The following is a 16,976-nucleotide window of genomic DNA, read 5'->3' on the forward strand; positions in this document are numbered from 1 at the left end:
CGGGGCCTCCCCCCCCCCCCGGGCGGGACCCGCGCGCCCCCCCCCCGCCCCGCGCGTTTTGGGGGGTGCGGGGGGCCCCGGGCGCCCCGCCCGCCCGCCGCGGGGTCCTTGGGGAGGCCGAGGCGTTCGGCTCCCTGGAGGGTCTTGTCGTCCAGGTAGGGGGCGAACTCGGGCCATACGTCCTGCACTTCGCGCAGGAAGATGTCGGCTCCGGTGGGGCCGAGGCCCGGCGTGAGGCGCAGCGAGGCGCGCAGCGCGCCGGCGTCGCCGTCGGCCCGTTCGCGCAGCCTGCGCAGGTCTCCGCCGCAGTCGTCGAGCAACAGGCGGGCGCCGTCGCCGAGTTGGGTGACGGTGCGTTCGTCGTAGCGGCGGTATCCGCCTTCGCCGAGGGCGTCGACGCGCTGCTGCCAGGTGGCGTCGGCCATGCGGCGCGGGTCGCGCAGTCCGGCGTCGTACAGGGCGCGCGCTGTCGCCACGCCGACGGAGGCGCGGATACGGGTGCTCAGCAGCGTCGCGAGCACCAGGGTGCGGTACAGCGGCTGCGGGGTGTCCTTGAGGCGGATGCCCGCTTCGGCGGCGTACGTCAGGCCGTGCTCGTCGAGCAGGGCGTGCAGCACCTTCCGCTGGGCGTTCGTGGTTCGCGTCATGGCTTCGTCCGCTCCCTGACCATGTCGGTGAGCATGGCCGGCATCGGGGTGGCGGCGAGTTCGGTGCCCGGGGCCGCCTCGGACGTGAGGCGGTCGAGTCCGCTCGGCAGGGTGTCCAGGAGGCCGCTCATCCGGTGTCGCCGCCGTCCGGGTCCCAGGTCTCGGCGTCGGGCGCCTCGGCGATCTGGCGCAGGGTGCGGCCGCTGCGCGCCGAGCGGGCCCGGCGCGGGTCGGGGGTGCCGCCACCGCCGCGCCCGGTTCCGGTGCGCACGAGCAGCCAGGTCGGTTTCGCGCCGCTCGTCCCCTCGCGTTCCTCGCGACTGTGGAAGCGGGTGAGGGCGTACTGGCCGTGCAGTTTGTCGCCGTGCAGTTCGAAGGTGGCGTGGCCGTGGTCGAGCGCCTCGGCGAACGGCACGGGCCGGTCCTTCCGGTCGTGGCTGGTGGGGCGGTAGGTGCCGCGGTCCCAGACCATGACGGTGCCGCCGCCGTACTCGCCGGGGGCGATCACGCCCTCGAAGTCCTGGTAGGCGAGCGGGTGGTCCTCGGTGGGGACGGCGAGCCGCTTGTCGTGCGGGTCGGTGGAGGGGCCCTTGGGGACCGACCAGGACTTGAGCACGCCGTCGACCTCCAGGCGGAAGTCGAAGTGCATGGTGCGCGCGTCGTGGATCTGCACCACGAACGCCGGCTCGTCGCCCTCGGCCCTCGTCGTGTCCTTCCGCTCGCCGCGGCCGGGCCGATCACCGCGGTCCGGTTGATCACCGCGCGGTTCGCTGGTCCGGTCGAAGTGCCGCTTGTCGCGGTAGGCCCGCAGACTGTCGCGGCCGTCCTTCTGCGTCACGGCGTTCTCCTCCCTGCGGGCCACCGGGCCGGACCTGCGTCCGGGTACCCGTGATCTCCCGCGGCACGCGTGGCGGGGCCCCGGCCTGCGCATCCGTTCCGTGGACCGGGGTACTCGGCGGGCCGGAAAGGAGACCGTCATGCCACGAGGTGCCAACGCCAAGCGGGAACGCCAGTACGAGCACATCAAGGAGAGCGCCGAGAAGCGCGGCGAGTCGACCGAGCGGGCCGAGGAGATCGCGGCGCGCACGGTCAACAAGGAGCGCGCGCGGTCCGGGGAGTCGAAGACCGCGAGCAAGGTCTCGACGCAGGACAAGAAGTCCGCGTCGCAGCGCGGCGGGGAACGGTCCCACAGCGGCGCCGGAGGCCCGACGAAGGACCAGCTCTACGAGGAGGCCAGGAAGCGCGGCATCGAGGGGCGCTCGTCCATGAACAAGCGGGAACTGGCCAGGGCGCTCGGACGCTGAGCCTGTCCGGCCCCGGCCGGACCCACTCGCACGCGAACGGAGATTCCGGATGTTCGACAGCACCCTGGCGTTGTTGGCGGAGGGCTACGCGTGGCTGCCCGACCGCCGCCGTCGCCGTGACGGCCGGCCGGTGACCGGCCGCCTCCTGGGCAAGAAGGTCGTGGCGCTGCACGGCCCCGACGCGGTCCGCTTCTTCTACGACGAGCGGCACGTCGTGCGCCGCGGCGCCCTGCCGGGCCCGGTCCTCGACACGCTGTTCGGCCGGGGCGCCGTGCACACCCTGGACGGAGCGCGCCACCGGGCCCGAAAGGCCCTGTTCACGGCGCTGCTCCAGGACCGCGGCGGCCTGGACCGCCTCGCGGCCGACCTCGCCGACCAGTGGACCCGGGCACGTCGCCGCTGGGACGGCCTCGACCGGCTGGTCTTCTTCGACGAGGCGGGCCTGCTCCTGACGCGTGCCGTCTGCGACTGGTCCGGCGTGCCGCTCCCGGACGACGGGGCGGAGGGAACGGCCCGCGATCTGCTCGCCATGGTGGACGGTTTCGCCTCGGTCGGCCCCCGGCACCTGCGGGCGCGCCGGGCGCGGAGCCGGCAGGAGGACCGGATCGCCCGCCTGGTCACGGAGGTCCGCGACGGTGACCGCACGGCGCCCGAGGGGTCGGTGCTGCGGGCGGTCGCCGATCACCGGGACGACGACGGCCGGCTGCTGGATCCGCACACGGCCGCGGTCGAGATCCTCAACGTGCTCCGGCCGACGGTGGCCGTCGCCTGGTTCCTGACCTTCGCCGCGCACGCCCTGCACCGGTGGCCCGAGCATGGCAAGCGGCTGGCCGACGGCGACGCGGCCTGGGCGCGGGCTTTCGCGCAGGAGGTCCGCCGGTTCTACCCCTTCGCCCCGTTCGCCGGCGGGATCGCTGCCGCCGACCTGCGCTGGGAGGGCCAGGACATCCCCGAGGGCAGCATGGTGCTGCTCGACCTGTACGGGCAGAACCACGACCCGGAGCTGTGGCCCGAGCCGTACGCCTTCGATCCCGGCCGCTTCCTCGGCCGCGAGCCCGGACGGGACGAGCTGATCCCGCAGGGCGGCGGCGATCCGGCGGTCCATCACCGGTGCCCGGGCGAGGACGTCGTCCTGACGGTCCTGGAGACCCTGGTCCCGCATCTCGCCGAGCTGCCCTACCGCGTCCCCGAGCAGGATCTGCGCATCCCGCTGAACCGTGTGCCCACGGCGCCGCGCAGCGGGTTCGTGATGACGCCCGTGCCGTAGAACACGGCGGCACGCCGGGTGGGACCGGAGAACCCCTGGTCGCGCGTACACCCGGACGGAGTCGGTCCGCTTCAAGGCGGCCACGCGGGGAACCCGGTAGTCCTCCCCGAAGCCCCCACCCGCACGAGAGGGAGTGACACATCATGGTCGATCCCGGCGACAAGGAGTTCTACCACCGTTCGCCTCATGCCTGGATGCCCGAGGACCGCCCGCGCGGCGGGGGTCCGACGCGTCCGGTCAAGCACCGGGGGACGCTGGCGACCGTCCTGCTGATCGCCGCCGTCATCCTGGTGATCCTCGTGGGCATCGCCCTGTTCCCGTGATCCGCTCACGCCTGCCGGCCGCGCCCGGCGTCTACCGGCCCGGCCACGACACCGCGCTCCTGATCCGGGCCCTGGACGACGAGCCCGTCGCCCGCCGCTCCACCGTGCTGGACCTCGGGACCGGATCGGGAGCCCTTGCCCTGGCGGCGGCCCGCTCGGGCGCCCGGGTGACCGCCGTCGACATCTCGTGGCGGGCGGTGTGGACGGCGCGCCTCAACGCGCGCCTGGCCGGCCGCCCGGTGCGGGTGCGGCACCGCGATCTCGGCTCGGTCCACGGGCTCGGCCCGTTCGACCTGGCCGTCAGCAATCCGCCGTACGTCCCCTCGCCCCGGCCGCTGCCCCGCCGGGGCGCCGCACAGGCCTGGGACGGGGGCCCGACCGGGCGCACCGTCGTCGACCGTGTCTGTGACGCCGCCGCGCGGGTGCTCCGCCCCGGCGGCGCCCTCCTCATGGTCCACTCCGCGCTGTGCGACGAGGAGATGAGCCTGGACCGGCTGGCCGGGCTGGGGATGAAGAGCGCGGTGATCGACCGCGCGTTCGTGCCGTTCGGGCCGGTCCTGCGCGGGCGCCGGAACTGGCTGTGCGCGCACGGTCTCCTCGACCGGGAGGCCGCGTCCGAGGAACTGGTGGTCATCCGTGCCGAACTCCTCTGAACCCCGTGAGCCCCGCCCGTGCCGGATCAGGGCCGACCGCACGGGTCCGCTGCTCGTGGAGGGCCCGGTCGAGGTGACCGACGCCGACGGCGTGGTGCACACCTCCAGGCGCTTCCAGGTGGCGATCTGCACGTGCCGCCGCAGCCGCATCTACCCCTGGTGCGACACGAGCCATCGCCGCCACTCCCCCGCACCCCGGCCGGTGGACCCGTCGTGACGCCCGCCCCGCCACCGGAGCCCCGCACCCACACACCTGAACTGCCGCCCGCCCGCGGAGCGTTGTCGCACTGGGTGACGACGGTGCTGACGCACGACGAGCCGACGCCGCCGCCTCCCGACGACGCGGCCGCCGACCCCTACGGCGACGACCTCCAGCTCGCCCTCTACGTGCTCTACGAACTCCACTACCAGGGTTTCCGGGGCGTCGACCCGGACCGGGAATGGGACCCCGGCCTGCTGGCCGTACGACGGCGGCTCGAACGGTGCCTGCTCGCCGCCCTGCGCGCGGACGCGGCCCCGCCCGGGAGCGCGGCAGACGTCCTGGACGACCTCCAGGCCGAGCCTCCCGCCGGACACGACCCCGACAGCGTGAGCCATCACCTGCGGCGCGACGGCACCGCCCGGCAGTTCCGGGAGTACGCCGCGCTGCGCTCGCTCTACCACCTCAAGGAGGCCGACCCGCACGCCTGGGTCGTCCCGCGCCTGCACGGCCGGGCCAAGGCGGCGATGGTGGCGGTCGAGTACGACGAGTTCGGCGCCGGACGACCCGAGGACGTCCACGCCCGCCTCTACGCGGACCTGATGACGGACCTCGGCCTGGAGACCGCGTACGGCCACTACCTGGGCCGGGCCCCGGCCGCCGCCCTCGCCCCGGTCAACGTCATGTCCCTCTTCGGACTGCACCGCGGCCTGCGCGGCGCCCTGGTGGGCCACTTCGCGGCGGTCGAGATCACCTCGTCCCCCGGGTCCCGCCGGCTCGCCGAGGGGCTGCGGCGCCTCGGCGCGGGCCCCGCCGCCCAGCGGTTCTACGACGAGCACGTGGAGGCCGACGCCGTGCACGAACAGGTGGTCCGGCGCGACGTCGTCGGCGGCCTGCTGCGCGCCGAGCCCTCACTGGACGGTGACGTCGCCTTCGGCGCGTGCGCCACCGGCTTCCTCGAGGACCGGCTCGCCGCGCACCTGCTGAGCCACTGGCGGCGCGGCGACAGCGCCCTGCTCGAACCCCTGCCGGAAGGAACCCCGTGATGACTGCGCGAGCGGCGGTCTTCGACGTGGACGGAACCCTCGTCGACACCAATCACCTGCACGCCGTGTGCTGGTGGGAGTCCCTGCGCCAGGCGGGCCACCGGGTCCCCATGACCTCGGTGCACGGCGCCATCGGCCTCGGCTCCACCGACCTCCTCGCCCATCTCCTCGGCCCGGACCGGGACAAGGACGAGGACGCGGCCCTCAGCGCCGGCCACAAGGCCCTCTACGGCACCTGGCACCCGCGCCTCGCACCGTTCGACGGGGCGGCCGACGTCCTGCGCCGGCTGCACGAGGACGGCTGGCCCGTCGTCCTCGCCACCTCGGCGAGCGGACCCGAGCTGGAGGCCCTGCGTGCGGCGCTCGACGCCGACGAGGCGATCGACGCGACCGCGAGCGCCGACGACGTCGACGCGGGCAAGCCCGCGCCCGAACCCGTGTGGCACGCGCTCGACCTCGTCGGGGCGGAGCCCGGGGACAGCGTCTTCGTCGGCGACTCGGTGTGGGACATGCGGGCGGGGCGCCGGGCCGGTGTCACCCCGGTCGGGGTGCTGAGCGGGGGCGTGTGCCGCGCCGAGCTGGAGGCGGCGGGCGCCGCGGAGGTGTACGCGGACACGGCGGACCTGCTGCGCCACCTGGACCGCAGCGCCTTCGGGCGCTCCTGAGTCCTCAGGCGCCCCGCAGTCCGGGCAGCACCTCGCTGCGGTAGAAGTCGAAGAATCCCTGCTGGTCCGGGCCGATCTGGCCGACGTACACCTCGTCGAATCCGGCGTCGTCGTACGCCGAGACCGCGCGCAGATGCTCCTCGGCGTCGTCGCCGCAGACGGAGCCGTCGGCCACGGCCTGCTCGGTGACGAGCGAGGAGGCCTGTTCGAAGTGCGCGGGGCTGGGCAGGACCTGCCCCAGTTCGCCGGGCAGGAACTGGGTGGGCCACAACCGGTGGACCGTCTTGACGGCCTGCTCCCGGTCGGTGCCCCAGCACACTTTGAGGCCGCCGAGGACCGGCTTCTGGCCGCCTCCGGAGCGGCGGAACCGGCCCACCAGTTCCTTGTCCGGCGTCATCGTGACGAAGCCGTCGCCGATGCGTCCGGCGAGCGCGGCGGCCTTGGGGCCGAAGCCGGAGACGTGGATGGGCACGGGCTCGTCGGGGACGGTGTAGAGGCGGGCGTTCTCCACGGTGTAGTGGCGGCCTCGATGGGTGACCTCGTCGCCGGTGAGAAGCTCGCGGATGACCTGCACGGCCTCTTCGAGCATCTGGAAGCGGACGTCGACGGCCGGCCAGGCGTCCCCGAGGACGTGCTCGTTGAGGGCCTCTCCGGTGCCGACGCCGAACCGGAAGCGGTTGCCGGTGAGCACCCCGGAGGTGGCGACCGCCTGGGCGTTGACCGCCGGATGCATACGGAGGGTGGGGCAGGTCACGAACGTGGTCACCGGCAGTGACGTCACCTGGGCGAGCGCGCCGACCATCGACCAGACGAACGGGCTCTGCCCCTGCGCGTCGGTCCAGGGGTGGTAGTGGTCCGAGATCGCCAGGCACTCGAAGCCGGCCTGTTCGGCGGCCCGTGCCTGGTCCAGCAGCTCCGCCGGGGTGAACTCCTCGCTCGCCAGGAAGTATCCGTAGCGTGCCATCACTTGCTCCTCACGTGGTTCGGCCCCCGTCGCCCGCGAAGGCGATGTCCCGCCCCCTGAGTACGCGCGCCCCCATGTTCCTTCGCATCATCTCCAGCGCCGCGTCGGCAAGTTCGGGGTGGATGGAGGCGACGGCGTCGCTGACGACCGTCACGTCCAGGTGCCGGATGTGGGCGTCGAGCGCGGAGTACAGCACGCACTGTTCGGTGACCTGACCGCACAGGGTCACGTGCCGCACGTCCAGCTCCCACAGCAGGTACGACAGCGGCGTCTCGAAGAAGATCGAGTGCCGTGCCTTCACGACGAACAGCGCGTCGTCGTCGGGCGTGATCGGCTCGACGAGGTCCGCGTGCCGCCCGGCGAGGGCGGCCTCGACGATCTCCCCGTGGTGGGAGCGCCACTGTCCGAAGTTGTCGTTGGCGTACACGACGGGCACACCGCCGGCCCGTGCGGCGGCCAGCAGCTCGGCCACGACCGGCACGATCTTGCGGGCCGAGGGAAGCAGCAGCTCCGCGTCCTCGTGGTCGTACGTGTTGATCATGTCGATCACGATGAGGGCCGCTGCACCGTCGTTGACTGGCATCGCTCCCGCGTACCCAGGAACAATGGTCCTGAAGCGCGCCGCCGGGACTGGCCCGCGCCTGCGCGGGAACCCGGGCTCCGCAGACGACATCGGCCGGGGGCGCCCCCGGCCGCAGGCGAGCAGGAGATCCTCATGACACTCCAAGACCACCTGGTCACCGTGATGCTCAGCAACTGCACGGATGACGACGCGCACCGCGTCCTGTCCCATCTCGGGGTGCTGGCCGGCGCGCCCGGGCCCACCCCCGCGCCGGCCGGCGGCGGCTCCCACGCCCCGGCCCACCCGACGGTGTGGACCGCCGAGGTCGACCCGGAGGCCGGGCCGCCCGAGGCCGGTTCCGACGCCCGGGCCGCCGCCCTCGACGGGTCGGTGGCGCTGAACGCACAGGGCTCGCCGCACGGCGTGCAGGCGCTGCGTGACGTCCTGGCGCAGGCCTTCACGGTGGAGGACACGGGGTCGGTCTCCGGTGACCAGGAACGCGACTGCCAGTTCCGGCTCACCGCGCGCTGAGCGGCCGGGTGGGTCCGGCGCGCTCACGCGGCCTGCGGCTGCGGGGCGCGGTGAGCGCTGTCACGGATCCGCGCGCAGCTGCGGCTGATGAGCCGCGAGACGTGCATCTGCGAGATGCCGAGCTCCTCACCGATGCGCGCCTGCGTCATGTCCTCGAAGAAGCGCAGGTAGAGGATGGTGCGCTCACGTTCGGGCAGGAGTCGCAGGCCGTCCTTGGCGGCTTCGCGGTCGGCGACGAGGTCGAAGCCGGGGTCGGGCGCGCCCAGGCTGTCGGCGAGGCTGTAGCCGTCGTCGGAGGGACCCATCTCGGCTTCGAGGGACAGGCTGCGGTAGCTGTTCAGCGCCTCCAGGCCCTCCCGTACCTCGTCCGGGGTCAGCCCCGTCTCGCGCGCGATCTCCTCGGCGCCGGGCTCCTTGTCGGGGTGCCCGGCCCGGTTCATGAGGTCGCGGCGGGCGAAGCGGACCCGGTTGCGCAGGTCCTGGACGCGGCGCGGGACGCGGACGTCCCACGTGTGGTCGCGGAAGTGGCGGCGCAGTTCCCCGGTGATGGTGGGCACGGCGAAGGGTTCGAAGGGGCCCTGCCCGGGGTCGTAGCGGTCGACGGCCTTCACGAGGCCGACGGCCGCCACCTGCTGGAGGTCCTCGACGCTTTCTCCCTTGTTCCTGAAGCGCCGGGCGAGGCGGTGGGCCATGGGCAGCCATGCCTCCACCAGTTCCTCGCTCAGCACGTCGTGTTCGGGTCCCCGCGGGCTGTCGGCGAGGCGGAGGAACGCCTGTTCGGTGTCGGGCGCGTCGTCGTGCACACGGTGAGTGGCCATAAAGAGGGTCTCTCCTCGGCGTGGCTCGTCGTTTCGGTGAAGGGTCAGGCGGGCATTTCGCCGGCTTCTCTGCGGACCCGGGCGCAGCTTTCCCGGATGAGGCGCGACACGTGCATCTGCGAAATGCCGAGCAGGTCGGCTATCCGTATCTGCGTCATGTCCCGGAAGAAACGCAGATAGAGAATCGTGCGTTCGCGCTCGGGCAGACGGCTGAGGCCTTCCTTGGCCGCTTCGCGCTCGGCGACGCGGTCGTACGCCGGCTCGGGTTCGCCGAGTGTGTCGGCGATGGTGCAGCCGCCGCCGTCGGAGAAGGACATCTCCGCGTCGAGCGAGCGTGCCTGGTAGCTGTCCATCGCGGACAGGCCCTCGCGGACCTCGTCCTCGGTCAGACCGGCCTCTGCGGCGATCTCCGCCACGCTCGGCTGCTGCCCGCCGGGCTGCTGCGTCAGGGCGCGGCGCGCGGCACGGACCGCGTTGCGCAGGTCCTGGACCCGGCGCGGTACGTGCAGGTCCCACAGGTGGTCGCGGAAGTGGCGGCGCAGTTCGCCGGTGATGGTGGGCACCGCGTACGACTCGAACGCGCCGAGCGCGGGGTCGTAGCGGTTCACGGCCTTGAGCAGGCCGAGCGCGGCGATCTGCTGGAGGTCCTCCAGGCTCTCGCCCTTGTCGCGGAAGCGGCGCGCGATGCGGTGCGCCATCGGCAGCCAGGCCGTCACGGCCTCCTCGCACAGCAGATCGCGCTCGGCGCCGGGCTCGAGCCCGGCCATCCGCGCGAACAGTGCCGACGTGTCGGGAGCGTCGTCGTGACGGCGGCGGGTACGGCCTCGCGACCGCGCCCGGTCGATCCTTTCGGTGAGCATGAGAAATCGCTCCTCAACGAATTCGTTGAGCTGGATTCGCGAGAAGCACGTACGCGTCGCTCCGAGGAGCGTCATCTCCCCGGGGGCGGCCGCGCCGCTCGCGGAAGATGCCTTCGCTCCAAAGCATCGACGTACGGGTACCCCACCATTGTCCGTCCGAACGGACCGATTTGGCCAACGCGGAACGCGCAAGCCTTTTGGAAGGTGCAAGGATGGGTCCGAGGGGGGCCTCACCCCGGAACGGTACGAAGATGAACAGCCAGAGCGCAGCCGTCGACGGCGGAACCCTGTCGAGTCACGCGGTGATCGGTGCCCCGTGCTGGGTCAGTCTGACCACCCGCGATCTGGAGGCTGTCCAGTCCTTCTACACCGCCGTCCTCGGCTGGCAGTGGCGGGTCGGCAAACTGGGCGATCGCTACCGGTTCGCGAGCGTGGACGGGGTGCCGGTGGCCGGTGTGTCAGCCGTTCAGAGCATGGGGGACACGGCTTTCGCGTGGACGCCGTTCTTCGCCACGGACGACGCGGACCGTGCGGTGTCCCGCGGCTACGAGCGGGGCGGCACGACGGCCCTGGGCCCGATCTCCTTCCCGCCCGGGCGGGCGGCGCTGCTCGCCGACCGCGACGGGGCCGTCTTCGGCATCTGGGAGGGCGAGCTGGTCACCGGCTGGGAGAAGTGGCGCGCCGCCGCCCCGGCCTTCATGGAGCTCCACACGCGCAACGCGTTCGACGCCGCCATGTTCTACGCGGAGGTCCTCGGCTGGGCCTCCGAGGCGGAGGGGTGCTGCGAGGCCTGTTACGAGGACGAGAGCGTCGTCCTGCGCAGCGAGGGCGAGGTCGTGGCCCGCATCCACTCGGGCGCGGTGGAGTCGGCGCCGGATCCGGCGATCCGGCCGCGCTGGCAGATCCACTTCGCGGTCGAGGACGTGGAGGCCTGCGCCCGTGCCGCGCTCGACCACGGCGGCTCGGTCCTGGCGCGGGCGGCGGGTCGTCCGGAGATCACGCTGAGCGATCCGGACGGCGCCCGTTTCGTTGTGTACGCGCGGCCGGCGGGCTGAGCCCCGCGCTCAGGCGGTGCGGGCGGGCCGGGAGAGCAGGAGCAGGCTGTAGGGCGCGAGGAGGATCCGGCTCGCGGCCTTGTGCTCGGTCTCGTCCGCGTCGCCCCCGGCGTCCGTGGTGTCGATCCGGGTGGTCCAGCGTTCGCCGTACTCGGTGCCGGGCAGGTCGAAGGCGACGGGCTCCCGGTAGCTGTTCATGAGCAGCAGGAAGGAGTCGTCCACGACGCGGCGGCCGCGGGCGTCGGGTTCGGCGATGGCGTCGCCGTTGAGGAAGACTCCGAGGGCGTGGGCGTCGGGCCGCCGCCAGTCCTCGTCGGTCATCTCGCGCGCGTCGGGGCGCAGCCACACCAGGTCGGGCAGGGGCTGTGCGGCGCGGGTGGGGGTGTCGCCGCGGAAGAAGCGGCGTCTGCGCAGCACCGGGTGCTCGGTCCGCAGCCGGATGACGCGGCGGGTGAAGTCGATCAGCCGCCGCTGTTCGCCGGTGAGGTTCCAGTCGATCCAGGAGAGCTCGCTGTCCTGGCAGTAGGCGTTGTTGTTGCCCTGCTGGGTGCGGCCGAGCTCGTCACCGTGCGCGAGCATCGGGATGCCCTGCGAACACATGAGGGTGGCCAGGAAGTTGCGCTGCTGGCGCGCGCGGAGTTCGAGGATCGCGGGGTCGGTGGTGGGGCCTTCGACGCCGCAGTTCCAGGACCGGTTCGTGTTCTCCCCGTCCCGGCCGTCCTCGCCGTTGGCCTCGTTGTGCTTGGTGTCGTAGGAGACGAGGTCGCGCAGGGTGAATCCGTCGTGCGCGGTGACGAAGTTGACGCTGGCGCGCGGGCGCCGGCGGTCGTGCTGGTAGAGGTCGGAGGAGCCGGTCAGCCGGGAGGCGAACTCGGCGATGGTGTGGTCGGCGCCGCGCCAGAAGTCGCGTACGGAGTCGCGGTACTTGCCGTTCCACTCCGACCACAGCGGAGGGAAGTTCCCGACCTGGTAGCCGCCGTCGCCGACGTCCCAGGGCTCGGCGATCAGTTTGACGCGGCCGACGACGGGGTCCTGCTGGACGAGGTCGAAGAACGCGGACAGCCGGTCCACGTCGTGGAACTGGCGGGCGAGGGTGGCCGCGAGGTCGAAGCGGAAGCCGTCCACGTGCATCTCGGTGACCCAGTACCGCAGCGAGTCCATGACGAGCTGGAGGACGTTCGGGTGGTGCATCAGGAGGCTGTTGCCGGTGCCCGTGGTGTCGAAGTAGCGGGCCGGGTCGTCGGGGTGCAAACGGTAGTACGAGGCGTTGTCGATGCCGCGGAAGGCGAGCGTCGGCCCGTTCTCGTTGCCCTCGGCGGTGTGGTTGTAGACGACGTCGAGGATCACTTCGAGGCCGGCCCGGTGCAGCGCCTTGACCATGGCCTTGAACTCGGGGACCTGCTCGCCGAGGGCGGGGTGCGCCGCGTAGGCGTTGTGGGGGGCGAAGAAGCCGATCGAGGTGTAGCCCCAGTAGTTGGTCAGACCGCGGTCGACGAGGAACCCGTCGTGGATGTACTGGTGGACGGGCATCAGCTCGACGGCGGTCACGCCCAGCGAGGTGAGGTGCGCGATGACGGGTTCCGTCGCGAGCCCCGCGTACGTGCCGCGCAGCGCCGGCGGCACGTCGGGGTGGGTACGGGTCAGACCGCGCACATGGGCCTCGTAGACGACGGTCTCGGCGTACGGCCGGCGGGGCGGCTTGTCGTCGCCCCAGTCGAACGAGGGGTCGGTGACGACCGAGACCAGAGTGTGCGGGGCGCTGTCCGCCGGCTCGGGGCCGTCCGGGGCCCGCTCGAAGAGCGCGGGGTCGTTGTCGGTGGCCCCCTCCATCGCCCGCGCGTAGGGGTCGAGGAGCAGCTTGGCGGGGTTGCAGCGGTGGCCCGCCGCCGGGTCCCAGGGGCCGTACACCCGGTAGCCGTAGCGCTGACCTGGGCCGACCCCCGGGATCCGGCAGTGCCACACGAAGCCGTCGACCTCGGTGAGCGGGACGGTGCGGGAGGTGCCGTCGTCGTCGATCAGGACGAGGTCGACCCGTTCGGCGACCTCGCTGAACAGGGCGAAGTTGGTTCCTTCGCCATCAGGTGTGGCGCCCAGGGGGAACGGGCTGCCGGTCCAGATCTCCAAGCGCCTGCCTCCTGCGGTGTTCAGCCGGGCACGGGTACCGCGGCCGCGAGCGGTTCGGCCTCGGGCAGCCGCACCCGGCAGGTGAACCAGACGGTCTTGCCGGTGGGCGCGGGGTAGCTGCCCCAGCCGTCGCTCCACTCGGCGATCCGGCTCAGCCGGTCCTGGCGCCGGTCCTGCGGCGCGGCGATGTCGCGGTTGCGGTCCGAGACCGCGGTGACGAGGTGCTGCCCGGTCCACCACATCTCGACGACGGCCGTCTTGTCGGCGCCGTGGTCCTCGATGTCCTGGAGCAGCATCCGGGTGCAGTGGCACACGGGGTCCGCGAGCGTGCGCAGCCCCCAGTGCCGTAGATGTGCGGCGAGAATGCGCTCGACCTGCCCGATCTGCTCCGGGCCGACCTCCACGTCGAGGTGGTAGTGGCGGGAGAGCGTGGGTTCCATGGTTCTGGCTCCTCTCGGCGAAGCCTGCTGCCCGTCGCACCGGCAGCGGCACGGGGTCCCGGACACGGAGCGTGAGCAGCAGTCGCTCCTGGGTCACTCCAGCCTGGGAGGACCACCGCCGGCGCGCAACAGGAACCACGCCCGCCCCACGCGTCGCCGAATCCCCAGACGCGCGTCGTTGAATCCCCAACAGGACGCAGGGTGTTCGCGCATGCACTATGAGTGAGGCGAACTCCCTTCCGCGTGGACCGACCCCCGGTTCGCGCGCGCCACGGTTCGGCATTGAGCCACGTGCGGGGAGCACGCCCCGACAAGAATGGTGACCCCCGTGGTGATCATGCCCGCCAAAACCGAGGTCGCGCGTCATCTGAGGTACTACCGGGCGTGGGAACGGCTCACGCTCGCCCACCCCGCCGACCGGGCCATCCGCATGCGCTTCGAGGACAGTGCGTACACCTTGTGCGTGCTGATGGGCGAGTGCCAGGCCCGGACGGCCGCCGACGCCGCCGAGCAGTACCTGCGTCACGGCACCGTCCGGCCCGCGCGGCCGGGTCCCGTGAACGCGCCTTTGTGATCCGCACCCAAGCATCCGCGTCGATGAATCCGCGTCCTTGGCCCCACGCAGGACCGGCGAGGAGAAACCGATGTTGTCAGCCTTGGCAGAAGGCTCCGTACTGACCGCCAGCGTGCTGGTACGGGACGTCCAGCCGCTCGTCGACTGTGGCCGGCGCCCGGCGAAGGCGGTACCCGGCGAGACCTTCGAGGTCACCGCCACCGTGTTCGCCGAGGCGGGGACCGCGGTCGGCGCCGATGTCGTGCTGCGCGGTCCGGACGGCCGCGCGGGTCCCTGGACCCCGATGCGCGAGCTGTCCCCCGGCACCGACCGCTGGTCCGCGGAGGTCACCCCGGACGCCGAGGGCCGCTGGACGTACCGCGTGGAGGCCTGGACGGATCCGGTGACCGACTGGCGGCGGGCCGCCGAGGTCAAGGTCCCGGCCGGTATCGACAGCGGGCTGATGCTGGAGGAGGGCGCTCTCCTGTACGGGCGGGCGGCGCTGGGTGTTCCGCCGGGGGCGGAGCGCCGGGTGCTGCTGGCCGCCGCGGAGGCCCTGCAGGACGAGGAGCGGACCCCGGCCGAACGGCTCGGGGCCGCGCTGACTCCGGAGGTGGCGGCCGTCCTCGCGCGGTATCCCCTGCGCGAGCGGATCACCCGCTCCCCCGCCCTGCCGCTGCTGGTGGAGCGGGAGCGGGCCCTGTACGGGTCCTGGTACGAGTTCTTCCCGCGCTCCGAGGGCGCGGTCGTCGAGCCCGGCAGGCCGCCGGTCAGCGGCACGTTCGCGACGGCGGCCGAGCGGCTGCCCGCGATCGCCGCGATGGGCTTCGACGTCGTCTACCTCCCGCCCGTCCACCCCATCGGCACGACGTTCCGCAAGGGTCCGGACAACTCCCTGACCCCCGGCCCGCACGACGTCGGCGTCCCCTGGGCGATCGGCTCCCCGGAGGGCGGTCACGACGCGATCCATCCGGACCTGGGCACGCTCGACGACTTCGACGCGTTCGTCGCGAAGGCCCGCGAGCTGGGCCTGGAGATCGCCCTCGACTTCGCGCTCCAGTGCTCCCCCGACCACCCCTGGGTGGAGAAACACCCGGAGTGGTTCACCCATCGCGCCGACGGGACGATCGCGTACGCGGAGAACCCGCCCAAGAAGTACCAGGACGTCTATCCGATCGCCTTCGACCGGGACCTGCCCGGGATCGTCGCCGAGACGGTGTGCCTGCTGCGGCACTGGATGGCGCACGGGGTACGCATCTTCCGGGTCGACAACCCGCACACGAAGCCGGTGGCGTTCTGGGACGCGGTGCTCGCCGACATCAACGGCACGGACCCGGACGTCGTCTTCCTCGCGGAGGCCTTCACCCGGCCTCCCGTGATGCGGGCGCTGGCGCAGGCCGGCTTCCAGCAGTCGTACACGTACTTCACGTGGCGGGAGACGAAGCGGGAGCTGACCGAGTATCTGACCGAACTCTCCACCGAGACCGCCGCCTTCCTGCGGCCGAACTTCTTCGTGAACACGCCGGACATCCTGCCCGGCCACCTCCAGGAGGGCGGGCGCCCCGCGTTCGAGGCCCGGGCCGTGCTGGCGGCGACGCTGGCACCGAGCTGGGGCGTGTACGCCGGGTTCGAGCTGTGCGAGAACACCGCGGTGCGGCCCGGCAGCGAGGAGTACCTGCACTCGGAGAAGTACGAACTGCGGCCCCGGGACTGGGAGTCGGCCGAGCGGGAGGGCCGCACGATCGCTCCGCTGATCACCCGGCTCAACGAGATCCGGCGGGCCCATCCGGCGCTGCGCTTCCTCAGGAACCTCCGCTTCCACGAAGCCGACAACGACGCGGTGCTCGTCTACAGCAAGCGCGAGGGCGACGACACGGTCCTGGTCGTCGTGAACCTGGACCCGCACCACACCCAGGAGGCCACGGTCTCCCTGGACATGCGTCACCTGGGACTCGCCCCGGACGCCACCGTCCCCGTACGGGACGAACTGACCGGCGAGACCTACCACTGGGGCCGGTCCGCGTACGTGCGCCTCGAACCGGGCCGCGCGCCCGCGCACGTCCTCGCGGTCGGCGACCGTCCGCACCACTGACCGGAGGGTCACCCGCATGATGTTCATGAACGAGCCCGTTCCCGACACCTTCGAGGACACGCCGGCCAAGGACCGCGACCCCGACTGGTTCAAACGCGCGGTGTTCTACGAGGTCCTCGTCCGCTCCTTCCAGGACAGCAACGGCGACGGCGTCGGCGACCTGAAGGGCATCACCGCGAAACTCGACTATCTGCAGTGGCTCGGTGTTGACTGCCTCTGGCTGCCTCCGTTCTTCAAGTCTCCGCTGAAGGACGGGGGTTACGACGTCTCCGACTACACGTCGGTGCTGCCGGAGTTCGGCGACCTGGCGGACTTCGTGCAGTTCGTCGACGCGGCGCACCAGCGCGGCATCCGCGTGATCATCGACTTCGTCATGAACCACACCAGCGACCAGCACATGTGGTTCGAGGAGTCGCGCAAGAACCCCGACGGTCCCTACGGCGACTACTACGTGTGGGCCGACGACGACAGCGGCTACGCGGACGCCCGGATCATCTTCGTCGACACCGAGGCCTCCAACTGGACGTACGACCCGGTGCGGGGCCAGTACTACTTCCACCGCTTCTTCTCCCACCAGCCGGACCTCAACTACGAGAACCCGCGTGTGCAGGAGGAGATCCTGGCGGCGCTGCGCTTCTGGCTGGACCTCGGCATCGACGGCTACCGCCTGGACGCGGTGCCGTACCTGTACGCGGAAGAGGGCACCGACTGCGAGAACCTGCCCGCATCCCACGCCTTCCTCAAGCGGGTCCGGGCCGAGATCGACGCCCACTATCCCGACACGGTGCTGCTGGCCGAGGCGAACCAGTGGCCCGAGGACGTCGTCGACTACTTCGGCGACTACCGCTCCGGCGGCGACGAATGCCACATGGC

At 72.3% G+C, this 16,976-nt stretch carries 21 protein-coding genes; 12 read left to right on the forward strand and 9 right to left on the reverse strand.

Going from position 1 to position 16,976, the window contains the following annotated elements; genetic code table 11:
* The 3 genes from ACFW9D_RS22055 to ACFW9D_RS22065 form a co-directional block, all read right to left on the reverse strand.
* Positions 1-647: hypothetical protein (locus ACFW9D_RS22055; protein ID WP_384624060.1), on the reverse strand; the 647-nt coding region annotated here is incomplete at its 3' end.
* Positions 644-778 carry a hypothetical protein gene (locus tag ACFW9D_RS22060; RefSeq protein ID WP_384624062.1) on the reverse strand — a complete coding sequence of 45 codons (135 nt, stop codon included), beginning with the start codon at positions 776-778 and terminating at the stop codon, positions 644-646. The genes ACFW9D_RS22060 and ACFW9D_RS22055, both read right to left, overlap by 4 nt.
* On the reverse strand, positions 775-1,485 hold the full coding sequence (locus ACFW9D_RS22065; protein ID WP_384624063.1) for a DNA polymerase ligase N-terminal domain-containing protein: 711 nt from the start codon (positions 1,483-1,485) through the stop codon (positions 775-777). The genes ACFW9D_RS22060 and ACFW9D_RS22065 overlap by 4 nt, the downstream gene beginning before the upstream one ends.
* Before the next feature lie 139 nt (positions 1,486-1,624).
* Between ACFW9D_RS22065 and ACFW9D_RS22070 the strand changes: the two genes are divergently transcribed.
* The 7 genes from ACFW9D_RS22070 (at position 1,625) to ACFW9D_RS22100 (ending at position 6,104) form a co-directional block, all read left to right on the forward strand.
* Positions 1,625-1,951: a plasmid stabilization protein gene (locus ACFW9D_RS22070; protein WP_188335489.1), complete on the forward strand. Its 327-nt coding sequence runs from the start codon at positions 1,625-1,627 to the stop codon at positions 1,949-1,951.
* A 49-nt stretch (positions 1,952-2,000) separates the two neighbouring features.
* Entirely contained in the window at positions 2,001-3,218 is a 1,218-nt protein-coding gene (locus ACFW9D_RS22075) for a cytochrome P450 (protein ID WP_384624065.1), read from the forward strand.
* Between the two features lie 143 nt (positions 3,219-3,361).
* The gene (locus ACFW9D_RS22080; protein WP_188335491.1) at positions 3,362-3,541 is read left to right on the forward strand and encodes a hypothetical protein; all 180 of its coding nucleotides are present in this window, start codon (positions 3,362-3,364) and stop codon (positions 3,539-3,541) included.
* Entirely contained in the window at positions 3,538-4,194 is a 657-nt protein-coding gene (locus tag ACFW9D_RS22085; protein ID WP_384624068.1) for a HemK2/MTQ2 family protein methyltransferase, read from the forward strand. The genes ACFW9D_RS22080 and ACFW9D_RS22085 overlap by 4 nt, the downstream gene beginning before the upstream one ends.
* Positions 4,178-4,411 carry a CDGSH iron-sulfur domain-containing protein gene (locus tag ACFW9D_RS22090; RefSeq protein ID WP_188335493.1) on the forward strand — a complete coding sequence of 78 codons (234 nt, stop codon included), beginning with the start codon at positions 4,178-4,180 and terminating at the stop codon, positions 4,409-4,411. Before ACFW9D_RS22085 ends, ACFW9D_RS22090 begins: the two co-directional genes overlap by 17 nt.
* Entirely contained in the window at positions 4,408-5,439 is a 1,032-nt protein-coding gene (locus ACFW9D_RS22095) for an iron-containing redox enzyme family protein (protein ID WP_384624070.1), read from the forward strand. The genes ACFW9D_RS22090 and ACFW9D_RS22095 overlap by 4 nt, the downstream gene beginning before the upstream one ends.
* The gene (locus ACFW9D_RS22100; RefSeq protein ID WP_188335494.1) at positions 5,439-6,104 is read left to right on the forward strand and encodes an HAD family hydrolase; all 666 of its coding nucleotides are present in this window, start codon (positions 5,439-5,441) and stop codon (positions 6,102-6,104) included. The genes ACFW9D_RS22095 and ACFW9D_RS22100 overlap by 1 nt, the downstream gene beginning before the upstream one ends.
* A 4-nt stretch (positions 6,105-6,108) precedes the next feature.
* Here the strand turns inward: ACFW9D_RS22100 and ACFW9D_RS22105 are convergent, their stop codons facing one another.
* Positions 6,109-7,068 carry a TIGR03557 family F420-dependent LLM class oxidoreductase gene (locus ACFW9D_RS22105; protein ID WP_384624072.1) on the reverse strand — a complete coding sequence of 320 codons (960 nt, stop codon included), beginning with the start codon at positions 7,066-7,068 and terminating at the stop codon, positions 6,109-6,111.
* A 10-nt stretch (positions 7,069-7,078) separates the two neighbouring features.
* Positions 7,079-7,651, reverse strand: coding sequence for a cysteine hydrolase family protein (locus tag ACFW9D_RS22110; RefSeq protein WP_384624074.1), 573 nt, complete (start codon positions 7,649-7,651; stop codon positions 7,079-7,081).
* A gap of 132 nt (positions 7,652-7,783) precedes the next feature.
* Between ACFW9D_RS22110 and ACFW9D_RS22115 the strand changes: the two genes are divergently transcribed.
* Positions 7,784-8,161 (forward strand): hypothetical protein, encoded by a 378-nt coding sequence (locus ACFW9D_RS22115; RefSeq protein ID WP_384624076.1) that lies wholly within the window; start codon positions 7,784-7,786, stop codon positions 8,159-8,161.
* A gap of 23 nt (positions 8,162-8,184) precedes the next feature.
* Here the strand turns inward: ACFW9D_RS22115 and ACFW9D_RS22120 are convergent, their stop codons facing one another.
* Together ACFW9D_RS22120 and ACFW9D_RS22125 are read right to left on the reverse strand one after the other, a co-directional pair.
* Entirely contained in the window at positions 8,185-8,979 is a 795-nt protein-coding gene (locus tag ACFW9D_RS22120) for a SigB/SigF/SigG family RNA polymerase sigma factor (protein WP_384624078.1), read from the reverse strand.
* Positions 8,980-9,023: 44 nt separating this feature from the next.
* Entirely contained in the window at positions 9,024-9,839 is an 816-nt protein-coding gene (locus ACFW9D_RS22125) for a SigB/SigF/SigG family RNA polymerase sigma factor (RefSeq protein ID WP_384624080.1), read from the reverse strand.
* Positions 9,840-10,090: 251 nt separating this feature from the next.
* On the opposite strand from ACFW9D_RS22125, the gene ACFW9D_RS22130 reads away from it, so the two are divergent.
* A complete protein-coding gene (locus ACFW9D_RS22130) occupies positions 10,091-10,894 on the forward strand; it encodes a VOC family protein (RefSeq protein ID WP_384624082.1) in 804 nt (267 codons plus the stop codon).
* 9 nt (positions 10,895-10,903) lie between these two features.
* Here ACFW9D_RS22130 and glgX read toward each other — a convergent pair whose 3' ends face one another.
* Both glgX and ACFW9D_RS22140 read right to left on the reverse strand, forming a co-directional pair.
* Positions 10,904-13,018 (reverse strand): glycogen debranching protein GlgX, encoded by a 2,115-nt coding sequence (gene glgX, locus ACFW9D_RS22135; RefSeq protein WP_384624084.1) that lies wholly within the window; start codon positions 13,016-13,018, stop codon positions 10,904-10,906.
* A gap of 20 nt (positions 13,019-13,038) precedes the next feature.
* Positions 13,039-13,458 (reverse strand): pep a2, encoded by a 420-nt coding sequence (locus tag ACFW9D_RS22140; RefSeq protein ID WP_188335501.1) that lies wholly within the window; start codon positions 13,456-13,458, stop codon positions 13,039-13,041.
* Between the two features lie 331 nt (positions 13,459-13,789).
* Here ACFW9D_RS22140 and ACFW9D_RS22145 point away from each other — a divergent pair, with 331 nt between their 5' ends.
* The 3 genes from ACFW9D_RS22145 to ACFW9D_RS22155 all read left to right on the forward strand — a co-directional run.
* Positions 13,790-14,032 (forward strand): DUF5133 domain-containing protein, encoded by a 243-nt coding sequence (locus ACFW9D_RS22145; protein ID WP_188341160.1) that lies wholly within the window; start codon positions 13,790-13,792, stop codon positions 14,030-14,032.
* A gap of 70 nt (positions 14,033-14,102) precedes the next feature.
* A complete protein-coding gene (locus tag ACFW9D_RS22150) occupies positions 14,103-16,103 on the forward strand; it encodes an alpha-1,4-glucan--maltose-1-phosphate maltosyltransferase (protein WP_384624086.1) in 2,001 nt (666 codons plus the stop codon).
* Positions 16,104-16,122: 19 nt separating this feature from the next.
* On the forward strand, positions 16,123-16,976 hold an 854-nt coding region (locus ACFW9D_RS22155; protein ID WP_384624088.1), incomplete at its 3' end, for an alpha-amylase family glycosyl hydrolase.

Origin of the sequence: Streptomyces sp. NPDC059524 (genome assembly GCF_042749255.1) — a bacterium.
Lineage (GTDB): Bacteria > Actinomycetota > Actinomycetes > Streptomycetales > Streptomycetaceae > Streptomyces > Streptomyces xanthii.